This is a genomic window from Pseudomonas sp. LB3P14, assembly GCF_054898045.1.
In genome coordinates this window covers 522,439-548,311 of record NZ_CM142714.1, presented here as the reverse complement: position 1 = coordinate 548,311, position 25,873 = coordinate 522,439, and the positions used below count along the sequence as shown (strand labels likewise).

Below are 25,873 nucleotides of genomic sequence, written 5' to 3'. Positions count from 1 at the left end.
GGAGCTTGGTTAGCTCGGTGTCGGCCCGGTCCGTTGGGCAAACCGCTTGATCAATGAGCCATCGTCAGGCCTGAGATGAGGCAAGCACAACTTGGCGGTTTCGATCAGGGCATTTATTTGCCCTGTGCGAACGGAAGCCTTGCTCGACAGCAACCCAACGCGGCGATTGAAGCCATCGAGAGGGAGCAAGTACTTGTTGAGGGATAACCCCTCAGGCCAGGGCCCTGTCCAATCAGGCACCAGTGAAACACCCAGACCTTCGTTAACGAACAGGCTGATGGCGCTGAGTGACTCAAGTTCATAACGCTCAACCGGCTGGATGCCCGCCTGACGGAGATAGCTGTCGGCGTGCTTGCCCCCCCATAGATTTCGGTCATATCGAATAAGCGGTTCAACCGAGAGCGTTTCGTGAGGATGATTGACCTCCATCGAAGAGGGTGTCAGCAGGATCAAGGGTTCCTCTACCCACGTATGCCACTGGCACGTTTTAGGGATCTCGAATTGCGGCTCAATCATGACAGCGGCATCAAGATCACCATCACACACGCTGCGATACAGAGCCCCGGAAAACGCGGGCTGGATGAATATTTTGGCTTGAGGGTTGGAGTGGGTAAATCGAGCCAGGATAGGGGGCAATAAACCGGTGACCGCACTGAATGTAGCCCCTAAACGCAACTGGCCCGTCATGGTAGGACTGGTGGCGAGTTCCCGCAGATCGTTGATCTCTCTAAGGACCGTATTGGCACGGCTGAAAACCCTGTAGCCGGCTTCCGTCGCCACCACAGTGCGCCCCGCCCGGTGCAGTAAGGGTGTGCCGAATTCACTTTCGAGTGCGCGGATCCTGAGACCTATGGCGGCAGCGGTCAGATTCAAATGGCGGGCAGCTTCAGCGATTGAGCCGTGCTCGATCACCGCAACAAAGCTTTCGAGAAATTGAGATTCCATGATGACCTCCTATGAGCGGCACGCGTTTTGTCGATTATTGTAAGTTGGTGCGCGGAGTATCCGTCATAGCAGCCCCTATAACGTTGAATATGACTCAACGTTTCGTGCAGTAAAGCTAAACGTAAGCTCATGGAGCTCGGTGTACCATTAAAACACTCAACGATTACCTGGGCCGTATCGGCCGTTTTACTCATACCCACCGCTATGCTTGCGGCCCGGCAACCAGCCGAAGCTAGCCGCTTTGATTAGGACGCTCTAATGAAAATGCAAGACCTTGCGGGAAAAATTGCTGTGATTACAGGCGCTTCCAGCGGTATAGGAGCGGCCACGGTGAAATTGCTGGTGGATGAGGGCGTGCATGTGATCATGGTCGCTCGTCGAGCAGAACGTCTTGCGGCATTGGCTCAGCGCTTGGGCGACAAGGTTAGCGTCATGCAAGCCGACGTGACCGATCAGGCCGAGGTCAAGGCCCTGTTTGCTGCAATTGGCGAGCGATTCGGCGGCCTCGATTTGCTTTTCAACAACGCCGGCCTCGGCATCAGCGCGAAATTCGAACAGAGCACCGCCGCTGATTGGAAAAGCATGATCGACGTGAACATCCATGGCGTACTCAATTGCACTCAAGAAGCCATACCCCTTCTGCGAGGGCGGCCTGGGGCAATGATCTGTTCGGTTTCAAGCGTAGGGGGTCGATACGGTGTCGAGAACTGGTCGGTCTACAGCGCGACCAAATATGCCGTGATTGGGTTCCACGATGCCTTGCGTAAAGAACTGGGCCCGGATCGGATTCGGGTCACGGTCATCGAACCGGGTGCGGTGTGGACCGAGTTCGGTGAGAACGTGAGTGAGGCGTTACAAAATCGCCGCGAACAGTTGGATGCATTGAAGTCAGAAGACGTTGCCCAGGCGCTGGTCTATGCCTTTGCACAGCCAGCTAATGTGCTAATCGAGGAAATACTGATGCGCCCGGTTTTGCAGGTGGCTCCCTGAATTCAATAAAGGGAATGGGCTGACGAGGACTTCTGGAAAGCGTCGAGCACGCTCTTCGCGATGAGCATACGAATGTAGTGGTCAACTAATCCCGGACACGACTTCGATGCTGTTCACTTAAACGCAACACCGAACCTGTGGCGAGGGAGCTTGCTCCCGTTGGACTGCGCGGCAATCCCTTTTGGGGCCGTTTCGCAGCCCAGCGGGAGCAAGCTCCCTCGCCACAGGTTTTTTTCGTTCGTCTCGAGATTTTCTTAAGTGAACAGCATTGCGGACACGAGCGGCACTACCGCTCGCCGAACTACTTCCCCTCTCCGGATACTTCCCGGACCAGCACCGAGTCTTTTCACGATAGAAACAGGCGAAATAACAGCCCATGGTTGTGCGCAACAGGCTTTTTCGCACCACAAATGGGATTCCAGAGCAGTTGTTCATAAAAGCTCAACAAGCATTGAAAAAGCATGGTTTGCGACACGTGTAACCCGATGCTGAAATGACCCTCGATTCGAATCGCGCTCGTCTGGTTACCCACCTTGACTATAGGAAGTACTTGCTATGACCGCACCCATCGTCTCCGCGAGGTTAAGTCCCGAGCTCTCTAGAAAGATTGTTTGGCGGTTGGCTCCAATGCTGATGTTGATGTACGTCATCAATCAGCTGGACAGAGCAAACGTCGGTTATGCGTCGCTGACGATGAACCAGGAAATCGGCATTACCATGGCCCAATACGGCCTCGGCACGAGCCTGTTCTTTCTGGGTTACATCCTCTTCGAAGTGCCCAGCAACCTTTGCCTGCATCGCTTTGGCGCCCGCATGTGGATGATGCGGATCATGGTGACCTGGGGATTGATCAGCGCCGCGTCTTGCCTGATTCAGAATGCAACCTGGCTCTACATCGCTCGTTTCGCTTTAGGCGCTGCTGAAGCAGGCTTTTTCCCCGGTGTCGTTTATTTCCTGACCCTGTGGTTACCCACCCGCGACCGTGTTTGGCTGATGTCTCTGTTCGTCATGGCAATCCCGATTACCGGCATGCTGGGTGCACCGATGTCTACCTGGGTGATGCAGGAAGTGTCGCTGTTCGGCATGAGCGGCTGGCGTAGCATGATTCTGCTCGAAGCATTGCCAGCAATCATCATGGGAATTGTGGTCTTTGTACTGTTGCCAGACAGTCCCGAGAAAAGCACCTGGTTGTCTCCCGCCGAAAAGGATGAAGTCAAGCAGGCGCTGGAGTTGGAGCGCAAAGAGGTGCCTGTGGCTGGAGGCTCAACCCTCGCCGAGGTTCTGCGTAATCCAAAAATATGGGCTCTTGGCCTGGTCTACTTTGGCATCAATGCAACGATCATCAGCCTCCTGTACTTCCTCCCGCAAGTCGTCAAAGGTTTTGAGGCGAGCTTCAACGTCAAATACAGCATCTTTGAGGTGGGCCAAATCACGGCCATCCCCTTTACGGCGTCGATCATCGCAATGGCGTTCTATGGCCGCTACGTACGCAAACGCCCGTTCAGTGTCGCGTTCGTATCTGCCCCCATGATCATTAGCGCCTTGGCACTTGCCAGCGCCTTGTACATGAGCTCCCCCATCCAGACGATGATTGCCTTTTCGATCGGCGCCACCGGTTGCTTCTGCAGCATCAGTACGTTCTGGCAATTGCCGTCTCGCCTCCTGTCTGACCGAGGCGCCGCTGCTGGCATTGCGTTGGTCACGAGTGTGGGTGTTGCATCAGGGATGTTCGTGGGCTGGTTCATCGGCGCGGTGAAAGACGCTACCGGTTCCTACAACCTCGCCATGCTGGTCGTTGCAGGATTCATGACGCTCAGTGCCATCCTCGTGCTGTGCCTGGAAGCGCAGCGCCGCGCGAGCCTCGTCCCCCTGAAAAGCTGATTTTCAACTAGAAACGCGGCGCGTTGCGCCGCAACTGCCCCAAGGTGCCAAAATGACCCACCAAGCAGACATGTACATTCCCAAACCCCTCGGGGGCGCCCTGCCAATCCCCGAAGCTTTTGCAAGTCATCAGCAGGAGCGAGAACACCGTAAGCGAATGCTTGCAGCGGCCTTCAGAGTGTTCGGAAAGCTGGGACTTGCAGAGGGCATTGCCGGGCATATCACCGTCAGGGATCCAGAGTTTCACGATCATCTTTGGGTGAACCCCTACGCGGTTCACTTTTCTAAAGTCCGTCCGGAACATTTGATCCGCATTACGGAAGCTGGCGAGGTCGTGGAAGGCGACGGGCCAATCAACGCTGCGGCGGTGGCCATTCACTGTGGCATTCACAGTACATGTCCATCCGTCGTTGCTGCAGTACATACGCATACGGTCTATGGCCGGGCGTTCTCGGCACTGCGTCAACCCCTGCTACCGCTAAACCAGGAGTCATGTGCGTATTTCGAGAACCAGGTGCTTTTTCAGGGCGATGTGGTCGTGCTCTCTGGAGATGAAGGTACGCGCATCGGTCGCGCGCTGGGCACCAGCAAGAGTGCGATCTTGCTGAACCATGGCCTGTTAACCGTTGGAAGCTCTGTTGAAGCGGCAGCCTACCGATTCATTGCTATGGAGCGTTGCTGTCAGATCCAGCTTCTCGCCCAAGCCGCCGGAACGGTGCACGCGCTACCGGACGAAGAGGCTCGCCAGGTGAAGTCGCAACTTGGATCTGACTATGTGGCCTGGCTCGGCTTTCGAGGATTGATGGATGCGCACCTGGAGGATTAGCGGCGCAAGCGGTTCTGTGCTGCGTCCTGCTGATATTCAGCCACGGTGTCCAGTAACCAGGCCTCAAATAACAGGAAGGCTTTGTTAAGTGCAGTGTGATCCGGATAGGCGCAATAAATGAAATCGGGACTTGGAAGGGTAACCGGATGAGCTTGAATCAATCGTCCCTGCTGAAGTTCTCTCCAAATGAGCGAGCGTGGAAGCAAGGCGACACCGAGCGACTCGAGTGCGGCGTTAATGGCCATGACGTACATCTCGAATCGATGGTCGGGGACGGTAGTTTCCTCCGAGTGAGCAAGCCCTACGGTCAGGCACCAGTCATGCCACGCGTCGGGAATGTCTCGCAGGCTGATTCTGGGCAATTGGTCGATTTCATCGAGCGAGAGTTCACCCTTCCCTCCCATCAAACCTGGGGCACACACCAGCATCAAATCATCGTCATTGAGCAAGCAACGCCCTTGCATGCCCGGCCACAGCGAGCGCCCGAAATAAAGGGCGGCATCAAAGTTGGAGTTGTTGAAAAAGTAGGGCTGATCGCGCCCCATCAGATGCAAGCGGATGTAAGGATACAGCCGGTAGAAACCGCTGAGTTTGGGTATCAACCATTGGGCGCTGAAGCTGACCCCAATCGCAATATCAAGACTGATCTCCCGGCTTTGGCGCACCAGTTCCACCGTATCGCGCCGCAGATGTTCAAGATGAATGCGAACCCGTGCCGCATACCGTGCACCCGGGTCGGTAAGTATTACGCGCTGGCGTTCTCGCCGGAAGAGCGTTACCCCGAACAAGGTTTCCAGTTCATGAATGCTTCGGCTGATGGCGCCGCAGCTAAGCGACAGCTCATCCGCCGCTTTCGCAAAACTTTGGTGCCGTGCCGCGGCTTCAAACGCCTGAAGTGCACCCAGGCTTGGAATTCCGTTACGCACGTCTGCCCCCTATTGATTCACAGTACTTGTCATCTATACAGCCCAGCCGAGAACGACTTTGAGACACGTTTTGTCTGGGTCAATGCTAACTAATATTGACGGCCTTGAGAGGAACAACATGCCTTCATTTCGCGACCTGCCAACTTCATCGCTTATAGCGCAAGCCTCTGCCTGGAGACGCGATTTTCACGCTCATCCAGAGCTTGCATACGCGGAACACCGTACCAGCGAAAGAGTCGCCCAGCTACTGGAAAGCTTTGGCCTCAGCGTGACCCGTGGGCTTGGCGGGACGGGACTCGTAGCGACACTACAACGAGGATCAGGGCCTGCAATTGGTTTGCGTGCAGATATGGATGCCCTGCCCATGCAGGAAAAAAGTGATCATGCCTACGCGTCTACCCATGAAGGCTGCATGCATGCCTGTGGCCACGACGGCCACACCTCCATGTTGCTCGCCACCGCCAAGCATCTCTGTGAATCCGATGATTTTACTGGCTGCGTTCACTTCATCTTCCAGCCCGCCGAGGAAACAGGTGGTGGTGCGCGCAAGATGATTGAAGAGGGTCTTTTCGAGCGATTCCCGATGCAGGCGGTTTATGGGTTGCACAACTGGCCAGGTATCGCCCAAGGTTCGGTTAGCGTGAACCGGGGCGCGATGATGGCATCGCAGGACACCTTCGAAATTCTCATCCAGGGTTCCGGTGCACACGCGGCAATGCCGGAAAAAGGAATCGACCCGATCACCGTTGCCAGCCAGCTTGTGTCCTCTCTGCAAACCATTGTGTCGAGAAGGATATCGCCGCTGGATTCGGCGGTACTGAGCGTCACCGTGATTGAAGCCGGCAGCGCCTACAACATCATTCCTCACACCGCGACCCTCAAAGGTACAGTGCGTTGTCTTGATCAAGTGGTGCGTAACCGTATCCAGGAAATGATCACGGCCATGGTCGAAACGTTACCGGTAGCTTTCGGCGCTTCGGGCACTGTTGAGTATCGCGAAGGCTATCCGGTGACCCAAAATGATCCGGCTTGCGCCCGGCGCGTGCGGGAGGTCGCAGTGCAGGTTCTAGGTGATGAGAATGTGCAGTGGGACGCAAAAGCCTCAATGGCCTCGGAGGACTTTGCTTACATGCTCCAGTCGTGCCCTGGCGCCTATTTTTGGTTGGGCGCCGATGGTGCTCTACCTTCCCGCCCCTTGCATCACCCCGCCTACGACTTCAACGATGCGCTTATTCCGACGGGGGTGCGCCTCTTCACCGCAATTGTGAGGTCTTATCAGAACGCTTAAACAGGTTCGGGCCAATATCACAATTGGCCCAATAACCATTCTCTGAATGCAACCAGTGCAACATCTTGGGATTTACCAGCCGCAGCAAGCAGGTAGTAACTGGCACTGGACAGGGAAGGAACGTCCAGAGGGATTTTCAACGACCCATTTTCCAACTCGTCTTCAATCAGAAATCTGGGGACCAACCCAACGCCTAAACCTGCACTGACAGCCTGCAACAGATGAGACGTAAGCTCGTACTGCGGTCCCAGTTTGACTAGACCTATGTCGGCGCCTTTAGCGCTCAGCCAGTCCAGCCACAGCTCAGGGCGGGCTGCGCCTCGCAACAGACGAGCTTCCTTGAGGTCGTCGATCGAGAGTATCGGTTTGTCAGATACGACCGTACCACTGACAACTGGCACCAGAAATTCCTGAAAAAGAGGATAGGCATCTGCCTCATTCCAGGGGCCGTTCCCTACACAAATGGCGGCATCCATTTTCGAGTGCTCCAGATCGACTTCACCCATTCTGGCGTGGATATGGATCTGAATTGAGGGATGGCGACGGTAAAAGTCAGACAACCGTGGCAGCAGCCATTTGGTGCCGAACGTGGGTAATACGGCAAGGTGAAGTGCTGTTTCGGGTTGCCTGGATCTTACCAGGCGGGTCGTCGCGCTTTTGATAGCAGTGAGAGCAACTGACAAATCCTTCGCATAAGAGCGCCCGGCATCGGTCAACTCAACATGGCGTCCCACACGGTCAAACAGTGCAACGCTGAGCAGTTGCTCAAGCGTCTGGATTTGTCGACTCACTGCGCTTTGCGAAAGGCTAAGCTCCTCTGCTGCGCGTGTGAAGCTACCCAGCCGGGCGCACGATTCCATAGCCAGCAGCGAGGACATCGACGGAGCAAGCGTTCTAGGGTTCATTTGCATGGTGGCAACCGATCTTCAATGGCAGGTAATGCAACCCGTTGAAAGTCGCATTACCTGCCTGGGGTCTATTGCAGCGTTTTCGATTTTTCGTAACGCAGTCTGTTTTCTTCATTTGGCGGATAAAGGCCTGGCAAACTCGCCCCCTCGTTTACCTGAGACATAATCCAGGTCTCGAGACGTTCCTGCTCTGCCGCCAGTTCAATGATCTCCATGAGCATCGCCTGGGGAATGACTACCGCACCATCAGCGTCGGCGACGATGATGTCATTCGGAAATACAGCCACACCTCCACAAGCGACCGGCTCCTGCCAATTCACAAAGGTCAGTCCGGCAACTGAGGCCGGGGCTGCTGTCCCCTTCCCCCAGACAGGGAGGCCGGTGGAGAGCACGCCATCCACATCTCGTATGACGCCGTCTGTCACCAGCCCCGCGACCCCTCGGATTGCCATCCGTGCGCACAGGATGTCGCCAAAAATGCCGGCATCCGTCACACCCATTGCATCCACAACCGCGATGCAACCGCTGGGCATAGCCTCGATTGCAGCCCGAGTCGAACGTGGCGACGACCATGATTCAGGCGTCGCCAGATCTTCACGTGCGGGGACAAAACGCAAAGTGAACGCCGCACCAACCGTACGTGGCTGCCCCGGCCGAATGGGCTGCGCGCCTCGCAGCCAAACGTTGCGCAGCCCCTTTTTCAACAGGACAGTGGTCAGCGTCGCAGTCGATATGCCTCGCAGCACTTCGACGGTTTGTTGATCGAGCATCAAGCGCCCTCCTCGTGCTATTTCTTGTCAGATATTGGCGAGAAGACCGCCATCAACCCGCTGAACAGTGCCTGTGACGTACGAAGCCCTGCCGCTGGCGAGGAATGCCACAACGTCGGCGTATTCCTGCGGAAGGCCATAGCGACCGACAGGAATCGAACCCGTACTTTCAGCAGAAACCTCTTCGACGGAGCGGTTCTCGCGCTTGGCTTTCGCTTCATCAAGAAAACGGATTCGGTCAGTGGAGATACGCCCCGGAAGAATGACGTTAACAGTCACACCATCACGGGCAACTTCGCGCGACAGAGTCTTCGACCAACCCACCAGCGACAGGCGCAGAGCGTTTGAAATACCCAAGTTAGGAATCGGTGCAACAACGCCCGAAGACGTACTGGTGATAATCCGGCCCCATTTGCCTTCGCGCATCCCAGGCAGAACACGGTCGGTGATCGCGATGACGGAAAGCACCATCAATTGGAAGTTTTTCTGCCAGAGCTCAACCGGCTGACCATAGGCAGGTGTTGGGGGTGGGCCACCGGTATTGTTGACCAGGATATCGACCTGACCAAAATGAGCTTCGATGGTCGAAACGTGCTTATCGATAACACTCAGGTCGCTCAGATCCCAAAGAATCGGCAGGACATCAGCACCCAACGCCTTCAGCGATGCTTGCGCAGCATCGAGTGCTTCCTGGTTGATGTCAGCAATGACAACCTTGCTGCCTTCTTGCGCGAAGGTCCTGGCGATGGCACTGCCTAAACCGCCGCCAGCGCCCATGATCAGGGCGACCTTGTTCTGCAAATGCAAATCCATACGGATCTCTCTCTGTTGAAGTAGGCGACCGTGTGACTGTCGCCAATAGCCTCTAATAGGCGTTGCTAGGTGTCGACGCGGTCACCCGCGTCGAGCTTCAGGACACATCAGTGGTTAACAACTTTGGCGGGGACGAATTTGATCAACACAAAGGCCGTAATGATCAGCCAGCCACTGGACAAGAAGAGCCCTGCGGTCATGGAGCCTGTGGTGCTGATCAACCACCCCATGATGACAGGGCTGACAAAGTTGCCGAGGTTGCCGGTGCAGTTAATGATCGCGATACCCAATGCTGCGGCACTACCCCCCAGGAACGAAGTAGGAAGGCCCCAGAAATGGGCGATCGCGGTGATGACGCCGCCAGCCGCCATGCACAGGCCCAGCATGGCGAGAATGATGTTGGCCTTGAACAGGACGCACAGCGTGAATCCAACAGCGGCAACCAGAAGAGGCACGGCGACGTGCCAGCGACGTTCTCTTCTGCGATCAGCACTGCGTCCAACAAACTGCATGGAGATCAATGCAACCATGTAGGGCAGCGATGACAGCAAGCCGATGAACAGTGGGTTATCGATGCCGTAACCTTTGATGATGGTTGGCTGCCAGAACTGGAAAGTATTGGACCCCAGGCAGATGCCGAAGTAGATCAGGCACATCAACCAAACGCGGGGGCTACGCCACACAGACGCAAAGCTTGTGAGCGTTTTATTCTTTGCGTCTGCAGCCAGGGCATCGTTGAGCAGTGTCTTTTCTTCGGTACTCAACCACTTGGCCTTCGCGATCGAGTCGTCCAGGTAGAAGAACACCACAATGCCCAGCAGGATCGCCGGCAAGGCCTCAATAATGAACAGCCACTGCCAGGCGGATAGCCCCAACGCGCCGCCCGTGGTCGCCATGATGTAACCAGAAAGCGGCCCTCCGATAATCCCCGACGCGGGATTCCCTGCAACGAACAATGCGGTCGCGTGTCCACGACGTGACGATGGGAACCATTGGGTGAGGTACAGGATGATACCGGGATAAAACCCAGCTTCAGCAACACCAAGGAGAAAGCGCAGCACATAGAAGCCGGTTGAGGATTCCACGTAAGCCATAGCGGCCGATAGAATCCCCCACGTGATCATGATGCGTGCAATCCAGCGCCTTGCGCCCACCTTATGCAGGGCCATGTTGCTGGGTACTTCAAACAGGAAGTAACCAATGAAGAACACCCCTGCACCGAGGCCGTACACCGCTTCGCTGAGGTGGAGGTCATTGAGCATTTGCAATTTGGCAAACGAGACGTTCACCCGATCCAGGTACGCGACCAAGTAGCAAAGAAACAACAAGGGTAGAAAGCGCATCGTTACCTTGCGGAAGGTCGCGCTGAGCGTCGTTGCGGGAGTCGCAGGAGCTGCGGGGTCAAGGGTGCCGTCTAGCGAATTAGTAGTCATGAAGATCCTCCGGAGGATTATTTTTGTGATATCCCGGGACGGCTACGCACAAGCGCAGCCGCATGATTGCTGAACCGACAATTGATCAATCGCGTTGCTTGGGTACCTTGTCGGTAAAGTGCTCCGCTCGCAGAAAGTCGAAGTCGACGCCCTGGTCTGCTTGAGTGATGGTGTCGAGAAACAGCTTTTTATAACCACGTGGCGCGGTTGGGCGAGTCATCGGCTTTTGCTGTCGACGTTCAGCCAACTCTTCGTCTGAAACCAGGAGCATCAAGCTACGCTCTGCCAGACTCAGTCGAATGCGATCCCCACTCTGGACGTAGGCCAACGGCCCGCCGATCGCAGCTTCAGGGGTGATATGCAATACGATACTTCCAAACGCTGTGCCGCTCATGCGGCCATCGGACATCCGCAAAATATCTTTCACACCCAGCTTGCCGAGCTTTTTCGGAATGGGGATGTAGCCCGCTTCCGGCATCGCAGCTGCGGTGGGGCCAATGTTTTTCAATACCAGGATGTCATCGGCGGTAACGTCGAGATCCTCTGAGTCAATGCGTTCCGCCATATCCTCAAGGCCTTCGAATACAACTGCCCTGCCCTCGTGTTCCATCAACCGGGCGTCGGCCGCCGACTGTTTGATGATCGCGCCACCGGGAGCCAGATTACCGCGCAGCACCGCGATACCCCCTTGCGGATAAATGGGGTTGTTGATCGTGCGCACGACGTCTTGGGGGAAAGAAGGCGCAGCGTTTTCAATCTCTTCACCCAGTGTTCTGCCGGTGACCGTCATGGCATCGAGGTGAAGCAAAGGTTTGAGCTCGCGGAGCAAGGTCGCCATTCCGCCCGCGCGGTGAAAGTCTTCCATGTAATGCTGGCCGGAAGGCTTCAGGTCGAGTAATACCGGTGTGTCACGCCCCATGTCGTCGAGTCGCATCAGGTCGATATCGATGCCCATACGGCCAGCCATGGCTGTCAGGTGAACAATACCGTTGGTTGAGCCGCCAATCGCCAGGAGTACTCGCAAAGCATTTTCGAAGGATTTGCCTGTGAGGATCTTGTCAGGCGTAAGGTTTTCTTTGGCCATTCGCACGGCACATGTGCCGGTCAACTCTGCGATCCGCATGCGATCGGAAGTAACCGCAGGTGGTGAGGCAGACCCGGGTACGGAAATGCCCAATGCTTCCGTAATGCACGCCATGGTGCTGGCCGTGCCCATCACAGCGCATGTACCCACGCTGGCTACGAGGCGGTCGTTGACTGCATCGATCTGATCATCATTGATCTCCCCTGCGCGGTACTTGCCCCAGTAACGACGGCAGTCAGTGCAGGCACCCACTCGTTCACCCTGGTGGGATCCGGTCAGCATGGCACCGGTGACCAGTTCGATTGCAGGGACGTTTGCCGAAGCAGCTCCCATGATCTGCGCAGGGACGGTTTTATCGCACCCGCCGATAAGAATGACAGCGTCCATCGGCTGAGCGAGGATCATTTCCTCGGTGTCCATGGACATCAGATTTCGCAGGTACATGCTCGTCGGTTGGGAGAAGCTTTCCGCCACGGAAATGGTAGGAAACTCCATCGGCAATCCACCCGCCATGAAGATCCCGCGTTTGGCCGCTTCGATCAACTGAGTCATGTTGCCGTGGCAGGGGTTATAGGCGCTACCGGTGTTTACGATACCGATCACGGGACGGGAGAGAGCGTCGCTGGAGTACCCCCCGCCCTTGATGAAAGCGCTGCGCAGGAAGCGGGAAAAGCCAGCATCGCCATAGTTGGCAAGCCCTTTGGAGAAGCCTTTATTTTTCATCAGCGTGATCCATTGTTCTTATAGGTTTGGCTCGTTCCAGACGAGTCCTGACTGAACTATGGAGGTGATCACACGAGAGAAAAACGGGTTGATACTATTTTCAGAAGAAAGGATTTCTTTCGAATCAGTACTACAGCCTGGACAAAAAGCCTGACTCACGATCGTCAATGATTTAGCGAATCTCACATACAGTGATATCGACATTGCTGATAGCGGGCAAAAATATGCACAATCATCACAACTGAAACCTGAGATACCTACGTGCAGACCGATCACATTCCAAAAGTCAGTCTGATTGATGTCGCTCGCCATGCGGGCGTATCGACGGCAACCGTATCGCGAGTGCTCAATGGCACTGCCATTGTCAGCGATGCCCGGCGCGAAGCTGTTGAGCGTGCGTGCGACGAATTGGGGTTTGTCATAAACGGCGCAGCGCGCACGCTCATGACCAACCGCAGCATGACGATTGGCGCTGTTGTACCTAACCTCGCAGCCGAAACCTTTTCGCGCCCGCTCGCCGCTTTTCAGCGCCGGGTTCACGAAGCCGGTTACACACTGTTGGTAGCGGACTCCCAATTCGACATGGACATAGAGCTTCGCGAAGTGACCACGCTGCTGGAGCATGGCGTCGACGCCTTGATGGTGGTGGGTCACACCCACCATCCCAAAATGTGGGCGCGCATTGAAAGTCGCGGCATTCCCTGCGTACAAGGCTGGACCCTGGACCTGAATCGCCCAAGCGTTGGATTTGACAATGCTGCGGTCGCACGCGAAATGACCAGCCACCTCGTCGAATTCGGCCATCGCAAGATTGCGCTCATCATTGGCATGCGCCCTTCGAACGACAGGTGGACGACACGCATCGAAGCCATCCGCACCAGGCTTGCAGAAGATGGATTGGCGCTGCCTGACCACTACATGATCCAGGACGCGTTTACCCTCGAGGATGGTCGCAGGGCAATGTTCGAGTTGCTCGAGCTGCAAGAGCCGCCGACGGGCATCATCTGCGGTAACGATATCCTGGCCTTTGGCGCGCAAATAGCCGCTCACTCACGAGGGGTTCGCATTCCTGAGGACCTTTCGATCATCGGTTTGAACGACTTCCACTATGCCGCCTATCTCACCCCACCATTAACGACGATGCGCATCAACCTTGAACAAATCGGTGAGCGTGCCGGCGATTATTTGCTAAGCCAATTAACGAATGAGCCACTAGGTACTCAGCCGTTGATCGAAACAAAACTGATGGTTCGAGCAAGCACCGGTCCGGCACCAGAGAACCGATAACCTCTGGAGGCCGGTCAGTTCCTGGCAAATGACGCTTAGCGAAGTTCCAGCCCTTTTTCACGGTAGGCGATCGCTGAGGCGTCACTGCGCAAGTGATCAAACAGCTCGGCCACGGCATCAGCGTTCTCACAACCGACGAATGCCGCAGCTGAAAACGAAGTCGTGCTCTGCACGGCCTCAGGCAGCGGACCGATGACTTCGACCCCCTCGACGACCAGCAGCTCACTGATCTGTTGAATCGCAACGTCTGCGTTGCCCTCGGTGATCTGCCTGGCGGTGAAACCTTGTGGGATGGTGCTGGCCTTGGCATTGATCTGGTCAGCGATACCCAGCTGGCTGATAAGCTTCTGAAAGTAGATGCCGCTGGCACCGCCAAGCGAGTACGCGACTGAGCGGGCATTAAGCAACGTCTGCACTAACGCCTCAACAGTAGAAATATCGTGATGCTCGGCACCGGATCGCACAGCGACTCCGATACGGGAATCCACCAGCTCGACACGACTGGCAGCATCGACAATTCCGCGCAGAACCAACTCATCCATTGCCGGGACGGTCACAATGATCGCGTCGCCCCGTGCGCCTTTTTCGATGTTGTCCATCAGCACAGTGGTGGGAGCCCAATCGATGTCCACGACTCCGCCTTTCGCCTCGAAGGCCGGCAAAATAGAGGCATCAAATGGCGCGCGAACGACGAGCGCACTCATCAGTCGTACGCCTGGTACCGCGTGTTGTTCGTTCATCGTGTTTACCTGTTCAACGGTTGTTCGGGATAAATGGCGCAATCAAGAGACGCGCCGCAGTAAGCCGGGATGCAATTGGTGCACGCGACGAACACCCACCAACGCCATGTCACGATCAATTTCTTCTTTGAGGATGCGCATCGCGTGCAGCACACCCTGCTCTCCTCCAATAGCCGCGGCATAGAGGAAGGAGCGCCCGAGGAAAACGAAGTCCGCACCCAGCGCCATTGCCTTGAGAACGTCAGTGCCCCGGCGTATACCGCTGTCAATCATCACTTTCATGGCGCCCTTGTGTTCGGCGATCTCAGCCAATACATCCAACGGGGCGACTGCATAATCGAGCTGGCGACCACCGTGATTCGAGACGATGATGCCGTCGACACCAAGATCACGCGCCATACGCGCATCCTCGGCACTCAAGATGCCTTTTAAAATCAGATTGCCTTTCCAGCGCTTGCGAATGGCCTCAATGTGCGTCCAGTCGAGTTGGTCACGAGCATGTGTGTTGCGCACGACGTTGTTGGACATCATGGCTGGACCGCGCTGGGCTTCGGTGTTCTCGAAATGAGGCATGCCATGTTGGATGACAGTGCGCAGCACTGTGCCGAACAACCAGTTCGGCTTCATTGCGCTTTGCCACATGACTTTGGGCGTCACCTTGATTGGCATGCTGAAACCGCTGCGTTGCACGTGCTCACGGTTGCCGAGAACCGGAAGGTCGCCGGTGATTACCAACGTTTTGTAGCCTGCGTTTTCAACCCGATCAATCAGCGGATCAATGCGTTTTGGGTCGCCTGGGAGATAAGCCTGGAACCAGCTTTGCGGGTTATGAGCAATGACGTCCTCCAGTGAAATCAGCGACGAAGCGCTGAGAATCATAGGAACATTCATCGCTTTGGCTGCACCAGTGAGTACCAGGTCTCCTCGATAGGCTACAAACGCCGCCCCCCCTAATGGTCCAACTCCAAATGGATGCGAGAAGGTCTGGCCAAACAACGAGGTGTCCTGATTGCGTCCGGAGACATCGACGAACATCCGTGGGACGAAACGGTATTTGCGGTAGGCATCACGCGTTCCACGTAAGGCGGTTTCCGTTTCTACGCCACCGCAAACATGGTGGAACACCATGGTAGGCAAATGTCGTTTTGCATGACGCTCGAAATCATCCAGCGCTAACAGATCGCGGAATCGGTGGGGAATCGTCGTCACAGGCCGCGGCACGTTGACGGCGATTGGGGCATCGGATTGCACGCCTGCGCTTTTTGTTGTTGTGTCTGAAGTCATACGAAATCTCGTTAAACGCGCTAGCCGTGGATCGGAGCGCTAGCGTGACTCCGGCCCATGAGTCGCATCAAAAACAACTCGATATGAAAGCGCTTACATGCTAGAACCGTTCATTGATAGCCGTCAATCACAAGACCGTCATTTTTCGTTTTGCCACCGTCAACCCGTTATTTCAAAGGACTTCAGCGGCTTCCAGTTGACGCTTCTGAAAAAATGGCGTGATAATTTGTAAAGGCTTACATTGTGCGCTACCGGTTTGCTGAAAGACGTCCGACGCAGGCTTGAAAGCGCTGCATCCATGCGAATGCCGCTGCGTAATCCAATAACAAAGGACCACCCGATGCCGCCTCGAATTGTTTTACTTCATGCCACTTCAGTGGCCATGCAACCCATCCAGGAAGCTTTCGCCCGTGGTTGGCCAGAAGCGGAAATCGTCAACCTGCTGGATGATGGATTGACCATTGATCGCGCTAGAGAGACGGAGTTGTCTCCACAACTGATTCAGCGTTTCGTCGATTTCGGTCGGTACGGGTATGACATGGGTGCCGCAGGCGTTTTGGTCACCTGCTCCGCATTCGGTCCCGCTATTGATCGCATGGTCAAAGCGTTACCGGTGCCGGTTCTAAAACCAAACGAAGCGATGTTTCAAGCCGCGATCGCGCAAGGTAAAAAGATCGGCATGCTGGCAACCTTCGCTCCTGCCGTCAGCACAATGACTGCGGAATTCGAGGAGTACGTTTCCCGCATCGGATCGGACGCGACACTGCAGACCATCGTCGTTGAAAAGGCCATCGACTTGCTGCGCAAAGGCGACGTCGAAACCCATAACAGGCTTATTGCAGAGCGTGCGCCGGAATTGGCCGATTGCGACGCAATCATGCTCGCTCACTTCTCCACCTCACGCGCCGCAGCGGCGGTTCGAGCAGTGGTTAACGTCCCGGTGCTGACAGCGCCTGATGCAGCGGTTCAGCGCATGCGGACGCTGGTCGAAGTCTCACAAGCGCAGGGATGATCAGCGATGTTAATTTCGGCTCGAAAGATTCCTTCGCAAACACCTAGGGGGCAATTCCCGACGAACGTCAGTTGCTCACACGTCCTATCCGTCTCGTTACACCTGAGGTACCGACATGACGCAGAATAATAAGACGCGGTTTTGCGCAAATCTGAAGTGGCTGTTCACGGAGCAACCGTTTCTGGACCGGTTTGCAGCAGCTTCCAAGGCTGGTTTCGAGGCTGTGGAATATGCTTCGCCTTACGAATACTCGGCAACTGAGTTGCGCTCACGTCTGAATGACAATGGCCTGAAACAGGTGTTGATCAATACCCCCGTGGGTGCCCCAGGTACCGTTACTGCTTCTGGCTCTGCCTGCCTGAAAGGATACGAAGAGGAAAGTCGCACAGGTCTCAAGCGCGCCTTCGAATACGCCAGCGCGCTGGATTGCCCGCTGGTACACCTGATGGCCGGCATCCTGCCTCAGGGGGAAGACCGTGACGATGCTTTCAAGCGGTATGTAGACCATGTCGCCTGGGCCGCCGAATTAGCTCGTGACGCCAAGATCAAGCTGGTATTGGAAGCTCTGAATCAACGCGATGTTCCTGGCTTCATCGTCCAGACTCAGGAGCAATCCGCATCAGTTGTGCAGACGGTGGGCAGCGAGCATGTCGGGCTGTTGTTCGACATCTACCACTGCCAGGTCAGCCAAGGTGACATCGCCACCCGCCTCAAGGCGTTGATGCCATTGATTGCCCACGTTCAGGTCGCAGATCCGCCTCTGCGCTCCGAACCTGGCTTGGGCGAGATCAACTGGAATTACGTCTTCAAACAGTTGCTGGAACTTGGATATGACGGCTGGATCGGTTGCGAATACCGGCCGTTCAATGGCACCGAAGCTGGCCTCGGCTGGCGTGCGCATTTCGTCTGAGAAAGGGTCGCTATCAACGTGAGGTCCAAAATGTGCGTATCAAAGTCCAACTTTTCGTCAGTGCTCCTTGTCAGACTCAGACTTGTTCTCATACAGAGGAAGAGACGATGACCCAGTATGTATTTACCCCAGGCGAAACCCCTTCACTCGCCGTCCAAGGTAACGAATCCCGCTTTCCTATCCGCCGCGTTTTTTGTGTGGGTCGCAACTACAGTGAACACGCCCGGGAAATGGGACACGACCCCGATCGTGAGCCTCCATTTTTTTTCATGAAACCCGCTGATGCTGTGGTTGCTGCCCAGGGAACCATCGCCTATCCGCCTTTGACTGCAGACTTGCATCATGAGGTCGAGTTGGTGGTAGCCATCGGCAAGGATGGCGCAGATATATCTCCTGAGGCTGCACTCGATTACGTCTGGGGATATGGCGTTGGTGTTGATCTGACCCGTCGGGATATTCAAGCTCAGGCGAAAAAGATGGGAGGCCCTTGGGAATGGGCCAAGGCTTTCGACCAGTCGGCACCGTGCACCGCTTTACAACCTGTGAGTGCAGTTGGCCACCCTGCTAAAGGGCAGGTATGGCTCAAGGTAAATGGCGAGCAGCGGCAAGTTGGCGATCTCGCAGATCAAATCTGGGCAGTCAGTGATGTGATCAGTTATGCGTCAAAATCCGTAGCGCTCAAGGCTGGCGATCTCATCTTCACCGGAACGCCGGCAGGTGTAGGAGCGTTGCAGCCGGGGGATGTTGTCAACGCTGGTATCGAAGGTATCGGTCAGCTGAGTTTCACTGTCGGTAAACGATGAGCTTGGCGTGCCGGTCGTTGCTGATTAAAGTGCGGTCTATGCATTGAGAGAAGCGCATATGCCTTCAAGCACACGCATACAAACGTACGGGATGCAGCAACGCAGCGATCGGCACGACTTTTACATCCGTGATAAGCAGGGCCGAGCCGCACTGACCAGCCCGCATCGGCACGAGTACTTCCAGATTCAGATCAATCTGGGTGGTGACACCGTGCAACATATCGGCGGCGCTGTACGTCCCTTTCCCAGGAAAGCGATGGCTTTCATCCTCCCGCATCGTCTTCACCTGATACCTCACCCTGACGACGGCGATTTCATTCTCATCAACTTCAGCCAGGAGTTTTTTCTGCCTCAGTTGAAGTGTGATCCTTTAGATTTGGAAGACATACCCATTGGGCATGCTCCCGAGCTTTCGCCATTTCGGTTTCAGGAACATATAGATTTCATACTTGAGGATGGTGCATTCGATGAAGTGAGAACTTTATTGGATCGCATGCGAGCATTAGATCTAAACAGAGAGTTTGGAGTTCGAGAAAGACTCAAAGGTTATCTATTCCAAATCATTGGCCTGGTGTGCCAACACTTCGCCGAGCCGCTGAAAGCCCTGGGTGCCAGCAATGCTACCCATCGAGGTCGAAAGACGCTCTTGCCCGAGTGCGAACTTACCTGCTACTTAACAGCCAACTACCGATAGGCCAAGTAGCACATGGCTGTGGGTTCGCCGATGAAGCTTATTTTTCGCGTTGTTTCCGCAAGGCGAACGGTCTCGCACCAGGACAATTCCGCCGCGCTCATCAGACTCCCAACTGAGGAGCGTCGATCTCCTATGCTGATTCACTTCAGCGTTGAATGCTAAGTATCAATAGCAGCAAGTTTTAATAAACTATCGTTATATAACAACCCCCTGAGAGACCAAGAAGCGTGCCTATCCCTGGTGCACTCTCCAGGATTCGCTTTCCTGTGGCATTGGTGTATGTCTTGCGTGCAGTGCCCTACTCCCCTGACACTCGATCAAAAGGTACCAAAATGGTGCAAGATAGAACACTTCGCACCACAAGTTTGCTTTAAGAAAATCCGACAGAAAAGTACATTTTATCCTCCTGTCCGTTTAGCGGCATATGACGACCTCCTAGCGATAGACGCCCCGGATATTATCGTGCAACTCTAAGGTCACTAAAAAATTATTTTATTAAACCTATAGCTCGACTCTATTTTTTCGAACCATTGCGAAAAGAATAAACCGTGCCTGTTTATAACTAAACACCCCAATCATTTAACAATTTTCTTATGCACCACAACAAACTTTAACTTCTGGCACGCCGCTTGCTCTCTTTCATCGTGATATTAACGTAGTTGCGAGCACCCCCTAATGAACAGAGAACAATATTTAATAGAAAGCGCCCAGGTTAAATCATTGAGCGCACGCGGGTATCAACTTGCGATTGGCATTGTTTGTATGATGGCGATTTCCAGTCCGCAATATGTCTGGACGCTTTTCACCGCCCCACTCACCGCGAAACTGGGTGTTTCGCTGGCACAGGTTCAAATAACCTTTTCATTATTGATTATCCTGCAAACCTTCTTTTCGCCGGTGCAAGGTTACTTGGTCGATCGCTTTGGCATTCGCACGCTAGTGGGCCTTGGCTGTGCGCTGTCCGGCCTCAGCTGGGTGCTGGCCAGCCAAGCCTCGTCGCTGAGTATGCTTTACCTTAGCTACGGAGTGGTCGGCGGCCTGGGTACCGGGATCGTTTATGTCGGGATCGTCGGCCTAATGGTGCGCTGGTTCCCGGATCGCCGCGGCCTTGCCGCCGGCGCAGTGGCTGCCGGGTATGGTATGGGAGCGATGATCACCACCTTCCCTATCAGCAACAGTCTGCAAAATGTCGGTATGGAAACCACCATGCTGACCTTCGGCCTGGCGCTGGGCGTTGTGGGGCTCGTGGCATCGCGATTCCTGCGCCAACCCCCGACATCGCAGAGCGATGAATCGCTGCCGAAAACGAAACAAGTTGTGGTCGATGTGCCGCCTCGAGAAGTGCTCAAGACACCCGTGTTTTGGCTGATGTTCGCCATGTTCACAATGATGTCGACGTCAGGCCTGATGGTCACTTCGCAAATGGCCAGTTTCGCCAAGGACTTCGGAATGACCACCGTGATGGTGATGGGCATGGCTGCCTTGCCACTGGCCTTGACCATCGACCGCGTCTGCAATGGCCTGACACGCCCGTTATTCGGCTGGATCTCCGATCGCTATGGCCGCGAAAACACCATGGCTTTCGCGTTTCTTTTCGAAGGTATTGCCATGAGCCTGTGGCTGCTGACCAGCGATAACCCGGTCCTGTTCGTCCTGCTCTCTGGCGTCGTATTCCTGGGCTGGGGCGAAATATTTTCGCTGTTCCCTTCGACGCTGACCGACACCTTCGGTACTCGTCACGCCACCACCAACTATGGGTTCCTGTACATGGCACAAGGGATCGGTTCGATTTTTGGTGGCCCGGTCGCCGCGCTGCTGCACCAAAGCACCGATAGCTGGTACCCGGTGTTCGCCGTTGCCATCAGTTTCGACATCATTACTGCCCTACTCGCCTTTTTCGTACTCAAACGCATGCGCGCCAATTGGATCGCCAAGCACTCGCTGAAGTCTTAATAACGAGGAAAAATCGTATGTTGAACACGACACTTGCTGCCCGCGGTATTGCCGTAGCCCCACATAGTCTGGCGGCACAATCCGCCCTGGCAGTGCTGCGCGAAGGCGGCAACGCCATCGAAGCCATGGTCGCAGCGGCTGCCACGATCGCCGTGGTGTACCCGCACATGAACAGTCTGGGGGGCGACGGTTTCTGGCTGATCGTGCCCGCGCAAGGCGCACCACTCGCCATCGACGCCAGCGGTCCGGCGGGCAGCCTGGCGACCCTCGCCCGCTACGACGGCATGAGCAAGATCCCGACACGTGGTGCCGACGCAGCACTCACCGTCGCGGGCACCGTTGGCGGTTGGCAGGAAGCGCTGGCCATAGCGGCTGAGCTGGGTGGACAAACCCCATTGCCACGCTTGCTGAAGGATGCCATCCACTATGCCAGCGCCGGGATCCCCACCACGCCGTCGCAGCACCTGGCCACTTCCAGCAAACAAGCCGAACTGCAAAGCATCCCGGGGTTCGCCGAAACGTTTCTACACAACGGTGCTGCGCCTGAAGCCGGCAGCCTGTTCAAACAGCCGCGCCTGGCAGTCACCTTGCGCACACTCGCCGAAACAGGCCTGGACAGCTTCTACCGAGGTACGCTGGGCGACTCCATCGCCCGTGACCTGAACGCAGTGGGTTCACCGGTCACTCGCGAAGACCTGGCCAACTACCGAGCCAAACGCGTTCTCCCCCTGGAGTTGGCTCACAGCGCCGGCACCGTTTACAACCTGACACCGCCCAGCCAAGGGCTGGTATCGCAGTTGATCCTGGGCATTGCCGACCATGCCGGTCTGAATGACTTCTCTGCGGACGGGGCCGACCATATCCATACCCTGGTCGAAGCCACCAAATTGGCATTTGCTGTACGCGACGCCCATATCACCGACCCTGACCACATGACGATCAACCCGCAAAGCTGCCTCAGCCCAGCCTACCTGCAAGCATTCGCGGCACAAATCAACCCGCAGAAAGCCGCACCTTGGGGCGAAGGCAAAGGCCCCGGCGATACCATTTGGATGGGTGTGATCGATAACGACGGGCTGGCCGTGTCGTTCATTCAAAGCATCTATCACGAGTTCGGCAGCGGCATCGTGCTGCCGGAGTCGGGCCTGAACTGGCAGAACCGCGGTGCGTCGTTCAGCCTGGATCCGGACCACCTCTTGAGCCTGAAACCGGGAAAGAAACCTTTCCATACCCTCAATCCTGCAGCGGCACGCCTGAAGGATGGACGCACCCTGGTTTACGGCACCATGGGCGGTGATGGCCAACCGCAGACGCAGGCCGCCGTGTTCAGTCGCTACGCCGTATTCGGTCAGCCATTGCAGCAAGCCGTGACGGCGCCGCGCTGGCTGCTGGGGCGCACTTGGGGTGAAAGTTCCGACACGTTGAAAATGGAGTCACGCTTCGACGACAAGGTACTGAATGTACTCAGGGCCCGAGGGCACGAAATGGAAATATTGAGTCCGTTCTCCGAAACCATGGGCCACGCGGGTGCGGCGGTTCGGCTGGTTAACGGATCATTCGAAGGTGCATTTGACCCGAGGGGAAATGGAGCGGCTGCCGGGTACTGACGATTGGATGGCGGATTAGCTCAAGGCTGCGTTTCATGCACTCACCTTCAGCCAGTCCGCTATACCTTCCCTGCACGCGCCTCCCACTGAACACATCTCGTCGTGTCGTCGGAAGGGCTACTTACTTGACGTCTTCGATGTTCCCCTGCTCCAGCAACCAAGTCTCGAACTTGCGATGAATCACCGTCTTATGCACGCCTGCTGTGGTCAGGCTGTAATACCAACGGCTGGGTGTGCGGATGTCGGCAAACGGCAACACCAACCGACCGACATTGACGTCATGTTCAAGAGTGGGCATGGGGCCAATACCCAAGCCGAGACCATCAATCAGCGCGGTGTAAGTCACACAGAAGTGATCGAAACGCTGACGCTTGGAAGAACCGTATTCGGTTGAACCTGCCGAGTTCAACCACTGCTGCCAATCCCCAGGACGCGTCTCGGTCTCCAACAGAAGATGCTCACCCAAATCCGCCAGTGAATTTAGAGGTACACGTGCTAGCAAGCTTGGAGCCGCTACCACTGTCAGCCATTCATCCAGGAAAGCATGGGCGCTGAAATGGTCAGTTTGTGGCGACCCACGACGGATAGCCAGGTCAAAGCTGCCCGCCAGAGAGATCTGCTGGGTGGTGGCGGTTTGCACTTGAATCAACATGCCGGGGTGGCGATCGTGAAAATCATTCAAACGCGGGATCAGCCAGCGCATGGCAAAGGTCGCGGGGGCGCTGACGCGCAGCAACATACTGGCGCTGCCTTTACCGTAGCGTTGCGCCGCGTCGTTGATTCGCTCGAAAGCTTCACTGACCTCCAGCGCGAAGGCCAGCGCATGGGAAGTGGGTGCCATGCGCTGCCCCGCGCGCTCGAACAGTTTCTGCCCCAGCCAGTCTTCAAGGGTCTGAATTTGCCGACTGACTGCGCCATGCGTGACATTCAGTTCTTCGGCTGCGGCGCTATAGCTACCGGCGCGGCAGGCAGCGAGAAATAGTCGTCATGCAGCATGGCCGCATCGTTGAACAGGGCAACGCACACGCGCTGTTCAGTGCACCACGCTCGGCTTACACCCGGGAATTGCTGCAGGCCAGTCATTTGTCGCGTAACCAGACGCTATTCACGCTCGCGCCGACATCCGGGATGAAAACAGAACCCGGTTGCCTGGTGAGTGGCCGCGGGTAAGAACTTCCGGATAAGCCTCGTCCTCCAGGCAAGACATGCCCTATGTCACGCCGGAATGATGCTTGGAGTTTCAGACCTCGCTTGACCATCGTCGACACCCGATGAGGCTACTTGGCCGAATGCTTGTAACGGCGGCATTCGGCCAAGCCAGGCGAAAAATCCTGTGCCAACTTTCAAGGACTAGAGGCTAAAACGCCCAACCATATTGTTCAGGTCCAGCGCCAACCGCGACAGCTCGTTACTGGCCGCACTCGTCTGGTTGGCCCCGGTGGCCGACTGCACCGACAAATCACGAATGTTCACCAGATTACGGTCCACTTCGCGGGCCACTTGCGCCTGCTCTTCGGCGGCGCTGGCGATCACCAGGTTGCGTTCGTTGATTTCGACGATGGCGCTGTTGATAGTGTCCAGCGACATGCCGGCGCCGCGGGCGATGCTCAACGTCGACTCGGCGCGCTTGGTGCTGTTGCGCATCGAATCCACTGCGTACTCGGTGCCGGTCTGGATACTACCGATCATGCCTTCGATCTCGCTGGTCGATTGCTGGGTGCGATGAGCCAGGGCACGCACTTCGTCCGCAACCACCGCAAAACCACGACCGGCTTCACCGGCGCGAGCCGCTTCAATAGCCGCGTTTAACGCCAACAGGTTGGTCTGGTCAGCCAGGCCGCGAATCACATCCAGCACCTTGCCGATATCCCGGGACTCGTTGGCCAGGTCGCCGATCAGGGTGGCAGTGCTTTGCACATCGGCGCTCAAGCATTCGATGGCGCTGACAGTTTCCTGCACCAGACCACGACCATTGCCGGTGGAGGTGGTGGCGTTCTTCGAGGCTTCGGAGGTGCTGACCGCGTTGCGCGCGACTTCTTCCACGGCGCTGGTCATCTCGTTGACGGCAGTGGCGGCCTGTTCGATCTCGTTGTTCTGCTGCGTCAGGCCACGGGCACTTTCGTCAGTGACGCTGTTGAGCTCTTCAGCGGCGGACGCCAGTTGCGTGGCCGAACCGGAAATCCTTTGTAGGGTATCGCGCAGCTTGTCCTGCATCTTCGACATGGCGGCCAACAGACGGCCGGCTTCATCTTCTCCATCGACGGTGATCGGGCGCGTCAGGTTCCCTTCGGCGATTTCTTCGGCGGCGCTCAACGCGTTGGCGATTGGTTTGGTGATGCTGTGGGTCAGCAGCCAGGCGAATAGCAACGTCAGGCCGGTGGCGATAACCAATAGAGTGATCACCAGGTTAAAGGCCGAAGCGTACTGGTCGGCAGCTTGCTGATTGGTAACGAGAGTCTGCTGCGTATTCATGTCCAGCAGGCGGCTCAGAACGCTGTTGATAGCATCAGCGTTGGTCGCCATATCGGTATTGAGCAGGTTACTTATCTCGTCCACCTGATTGTTGTTCGACAGGGTCTGCATCCGTCCTACAATCTGGTAGAACTGCTCTAGCAACTGCAGGTACTCATCTTAGACCGAACGTTCCTCGGGGCTGGCAATCAGTTTTTCGTAAATCGCCTGAACGTCTTGAATCTGTTGGCTGCGCGTTTTGTACTGGTCCATGGTGTTCTGCAGGGCATCCGGATCACGGTTCACCAACAAACGGTAGGACAGCACGCGCAGGCGCACGGTGAGTTGGCCGAGCTCGCCGAGGCTTTTGATACTCGGCAAACTGTTCGAGGTGATGACCTCGGAGGCACCACGAATCCTGCTCATTTGAGTCAAGGCAAATACACCCAGGATCAGCATCAAGCCGCCAATCAGGGCAAAACCGAGGAACGCCCGCGGGGCGATATTCATATTACGAAGGGACATGCTGTTCACCTAAAAGAGCG

The 25,873-nt window shown here is 55.9% G+C and carries 23 protein-coding genes and 2 pseudogenes; 12 read left to right on the top strand and 13 right to left on the bottom strand.

Annotation, left to right across the window (positions count from 1 at the left end; genetic code table 11):
* Positions 1–9 precede the first annotated feature (9 nt).
* Positions 10–945 carry a LysR substrate-binding domain-containing protein gene (locus ACYZT5_RS02615; protein WP_462049660.1) on the bottom strand — a complete coding sequence of 312 codons (936 nt, stop codon included), beginning with the start codon at positions 943–945 and terminating at the stop codon, positions 10–12.
* 258 nt (positions 946–1,203) lie between these two features.
* Between ACYZT5_RS02615 and ACYZT5_RS02610 the strand changes: the two genes are divergently transcribed.
* The 3 genes from ACYZT5_RS02610 to ACYZT5_RS02600 all read left to right on the top strand — a co-directional run bounded on the left by ACYZT5_RS02610 (position 1,204) and on the right by ACYZT5_RS02600 (position 4,642).
* Entirely contained in the window at positions 1,204–1,935 is a 732-nt protein-coding gene (locus ACYZT5_RS02610; RefSeq protein WP_462049659.1) for an SDR family oxidoreductase, read from the top strand.
* A 627-nt stretch (positions 1,936–2,562) separates the two neighbouring features.
* Entirely contained in the window at positions 2,563–3,816 is a 1,254-nt protein-coding gene (locus ACYZT5_RS02605; protein WP_462049658.1) for an MFS transporter, read from the top strand.
* A 52-nt stretch (positions 3,817–3,868) separates the two neighbouring features.
* A complete protein-coding gene (locus ACYZT5_RS02600) occupies positions 3,869–4,642 on the top strand; it encodes a class II aldolase/adducin family protein (protein ID WP_462049657.1) in 774 nt (257 codons plus the stop codon).
* On the opposite strand, the gene ACYZT5_RS02595 is transcribed toward ACYZT5_RS02600, so the two are convergent.
* Positions 4,639–5,568 (bottom strand): LysR substrate-binding domain-containing protein, encoded by a 930-nt coding sequence (locus tag ACYZT5_RS02595; RefSeq protein ID WP_438660016.1) that lies wholly within the window; start codon positions 5,566–5,568, stop codon positions 4,639–4,641. The genes ACYZT5_RS02600 and ACYZT5_RS02595 overlap by 4 nt on opposite strands.
* 118 nt (positions 5,569–5,686) lie before the next feature.
* Between ACYZT5_RS02595 and ACYZT5_RS02590 the strand changes: the two genes are divergently transcribed.
* The gene (locus tag ACYZT5_RS02590; RefSeq protein WP_462049656.1) at positions 5,687–6,856 is read left to right on the top strand and encodes a M20 aminoacylase family protein; all 1,170 of its coding nucleotides are present in this window, start codon (positions 5,687–5,689) and stop codon (positions 6,854–6,856) included.
* Between the two features lie 17 nt (positions 6,857–6,873).
* Here ACYZT5_RS02590 and ACYZT5_RS02585 read toward each other — a convergent pair whose 3' ends face one another.
* The 5 genes from ACYZT5_RS02585 to ACYZT5_RS02565 form a co-directional block, all read right to left on the bottom strand.
* Positions 6,874–7,767: a LysR substrate-binding domain-containing protein gene (locus ACYZT5_RS02585; RefSeq protein WP_462049655.1), complete on the bottom strand. Its 894-nt coding sequence runs from the start codon at positions 7,765–7,767 to the stop codon at positions 6,874–6,876.
* A gap of 65 nt (positions 7,768–7,832) precedes the next feature.
* Positions 7,833–8,534 (bottom strand): ribonuclease activity regulator RraA, encoded by a 702-nt coding sequence (locus ACYZT5_RS02580; protein ID WP_462049654.1) that lies wholly within the window; start codon positions 8,532–8,534, stop codon positions 7,833–7,835.
* 27 nt (positions 8,535–8,561) lie between these two features.
* Positions 8,562–9,347: an SDR family oxidoreductase gene (locus ACYZT5_RS02575; RefSeq protein ID WP_462049653.1), complete on the bottom strand. Its 786-nt coding sequence runs from the start codon at positions 9,345–9,347 to the stop codon at positions 8,562–8,564.
* A gap of 107 nt (positions 9,348–9,454) precedes the next feature.
* The gene (locus ACYZT5_RS02570; protein WP_462049652.1) at positions 9,455–10,780 is read right to left on the bottom strand and encodes an MFS transporter; all 1,326 of its coding nucleotides are present in this window, start codon (positions 10,778–10,780) and stop codon (positions 9,455–9,457) included.
* 85 nt (positions 10,781–10,865) lie between these two features.
* Positions 10,866–12,587: an IlvD/Edd family dehydratase gene (locus ACYZT5_RS02565; RefSeq protein WP_462049651.1), complete on the bottom strand. Its 1,722-nt coding sequence runs from the start codon at positions 12,585–12,587 to the stop codon at positions 10,866–10,868.
* A 261-nt stretch (positions 12,588–12,848) separates the two neighbouring features.
* On the opposite strand from ACYZT5_RS02565, the gene ACYZT5_RS02560 reads away from it, so the two are divergent.
* The gene (locus ACYZT5_RS02560; protein ID WP_462049650.1) at positions 12,849–13,874 is read left to right on the top strand and encodes a LacI family DNA-binding transcriptional regulator; all 1,026 of its coding nucleotides are present in this window, start codon (positions 12,849–12,851) and stop codon (positions 13,872–13,874) included.
* A 35-nt stretch (positions 13,875–13,909) separates the two neighbouring features.
* Here the strand turns inward: ACYZT5_RS02560 and ACYZT5_RS02555 are convergent, their stop codons facing one another.
* Both ACYZT5_RS02555 and ACYZT5_RS02550 read right to left on the bottom strand, forming a co-directional pair.
* Positions 13,910–14,656, bottom strand: coding sequence for a molybdate ABC transporter substrate-binding protein (locus ACYZT5_RS02555; RefSeq protein ID WP_462049649.1), 747 nt, complete (start codon positions 14,654–14,656; stop codon positions 13,910–13,912).
* Complete coding sequence (locus tag ACYZT5_RS02550) at positions 14,657–15,898, bottom strand: alpha-hydroxy acid oxidase (RefSeq protein ID WP_462049648.1); 1,242 nt, start codon at positions 15,896–15,898, stop codon at positions 14,657–14,659.
* A 340-nt stretch (positions 15,899–16,238) separates the two neighbouring features.
* On the opposite strand from ACYZT5_RS02550, the gene ACYZT5_RS02545 reads away from it, so the two are divergent.
* The 6 genes and pseudogenes from ACYZT5_RS02545 (at position 16,239) to ACYZT5_RS02520 (ending at position 22,877) form a co-directional block, all read left to right on the top strand.
* Positions 16,239–16,910: an aspartate/glutamate racemase family protein gene (locus tag ACYZT5_RS02545; protein ID WP_462049647.1), complete on the top strand. Its 672-nt coding sequence runs from the start codon at positions 16,239–16,241 to the stop codon at positions 16,908–16,910.
* A gap of 115 nt (positions 16,911–17,025) precedes the next feature.
* The gene (locus ACYZT5_RS02540) at positions 17,026–17,820 is read left to right on the top strand and encodes a hydroxypyruvate isomerase family protein (protein ID WP_462049646.1); all 795 of its coding nucleotides are present in this window, start codon (positions 17,026–17,028) and stop codon (positions 17,818–17,820) included.
* A gap of 107 nt (positions 17,821–17,927) precedes the next feature.
* Positions 17,928–18,623, top strand: a complete 696-nt coding sequence (locus ACYZT5_RS02535; protein ID WP_462049645.1) for a fumarylacetoacetate hydrolase family protein — start codon at positions 17,928–17,930, stop codon at positions 18,621–18,623.
* A gap of 58 nt (positions 18,624–18,681) precedes the next feature.
* Positions 18,682–19,433, top strand: a pseudogene (locus ACYZT5_RS02530) (AraC family transcriptional regulator).
* Positions 19,434–20,079: 646 nt separating this feature from the next.
* Entirely contained in the window at positions 20,080–21,270 is a 1,191-nt protein-coding gene (oxlT, locus tag ACYZT5_RS02525) for an oxalate/formate MFS antiporter (protein ID WP_462049644.1), read from the top strand.
* Positions 21,271–21,287: 17 nt separating this feature from the next.
* Positions 21,288–22,877, top strand: a complete 1,590-nt coding sequence (locus ACYZT5_RS02520; RefSeq protein ID WP_462049643.1) for a gamma-glutamyltransferase family protein — start codon at positions 21,288–21,290, stop codon at positions 22,875–22,877.
* Between the two features lie 121 nt (positions 22,878–22,998).
* On the opposite strand, the gene ACYZT5_RS02515 is transcribed toward ACYZT5_RS02520, so the two are convergent.
* Both ACYZT5_RS02515 and ACYZT5_RS02510 read right to left on the bottom strand, forming a co-directional pair.
* Positions 22,999–23,718, bottom strand: coding sequence for a LysR substrate-binding domain-containing protein (locus tag ACYZT5_RS02515; protein ID WP_462049642.1), 720 nt, complete (start codon positions 23,716–23,718; stop codon positions 22,999–23,001).
* Between the two features lie 39 nt (positions 23,719–23,757).
* Positions 23,758–23,808 (bottom strand): annotated as a pseudogene (locus tag ACYZT5_RS02510) (hypothetical protein); the annotation flags it as partial.
* A 56-nt stretch (positions 23,809–23,864) separates the two neighbouring features.
* Between ACYZT5_RS02510 and ACYZT5_RS02505 the strand changes: the two are divergent.
* Complete coding sequence (locus ACYZT5_RS02505; protein ID WP_462049641.1) at positions 23,865–24,047, top strand: hypothetical protein; 183 nt, start codon at positions 23,865–23,867, stop codon at positions 24,045–24,047.
* A 180-nt stretch (positions 24,048–24,227) separates the two neighbouring features.
* Here ACYZT5_RS02505 and ACYZT5_RS02500 read toward each other — a convergent pair whose 3' ends face one another.
* Together ACYZT5_RS02500 and ACYZT5_RS02495 are read right to left on the bottom strand one after the other, a co-directional pair.
* A complete protein-coding gene (locus ACYZT5_RS02500; protein WP_462052173.1) occupies positions 24,228–25,349 on the bottom strand; it encodes a methyl-accepting chemotaxis protein in 1,122 nt (373 codons plus the stop codon).
* A gap of 159 nt (positions 25,350–25,508) precedes the next feature.
* Positions 25,509–25,853 (bottom strand): MCP four helix bundle domain-containing protein, encoded by a 345-nt coding sequence (locus ACYZT5_RS02495; RefSeq protein WP_462049640.1) that lies wholly within the window; start codon positions 25,851–25,853, stop codon positions 25,509–25,511.
* Positions 25,854–25,873: the final 20 nt, after the last annotated feature.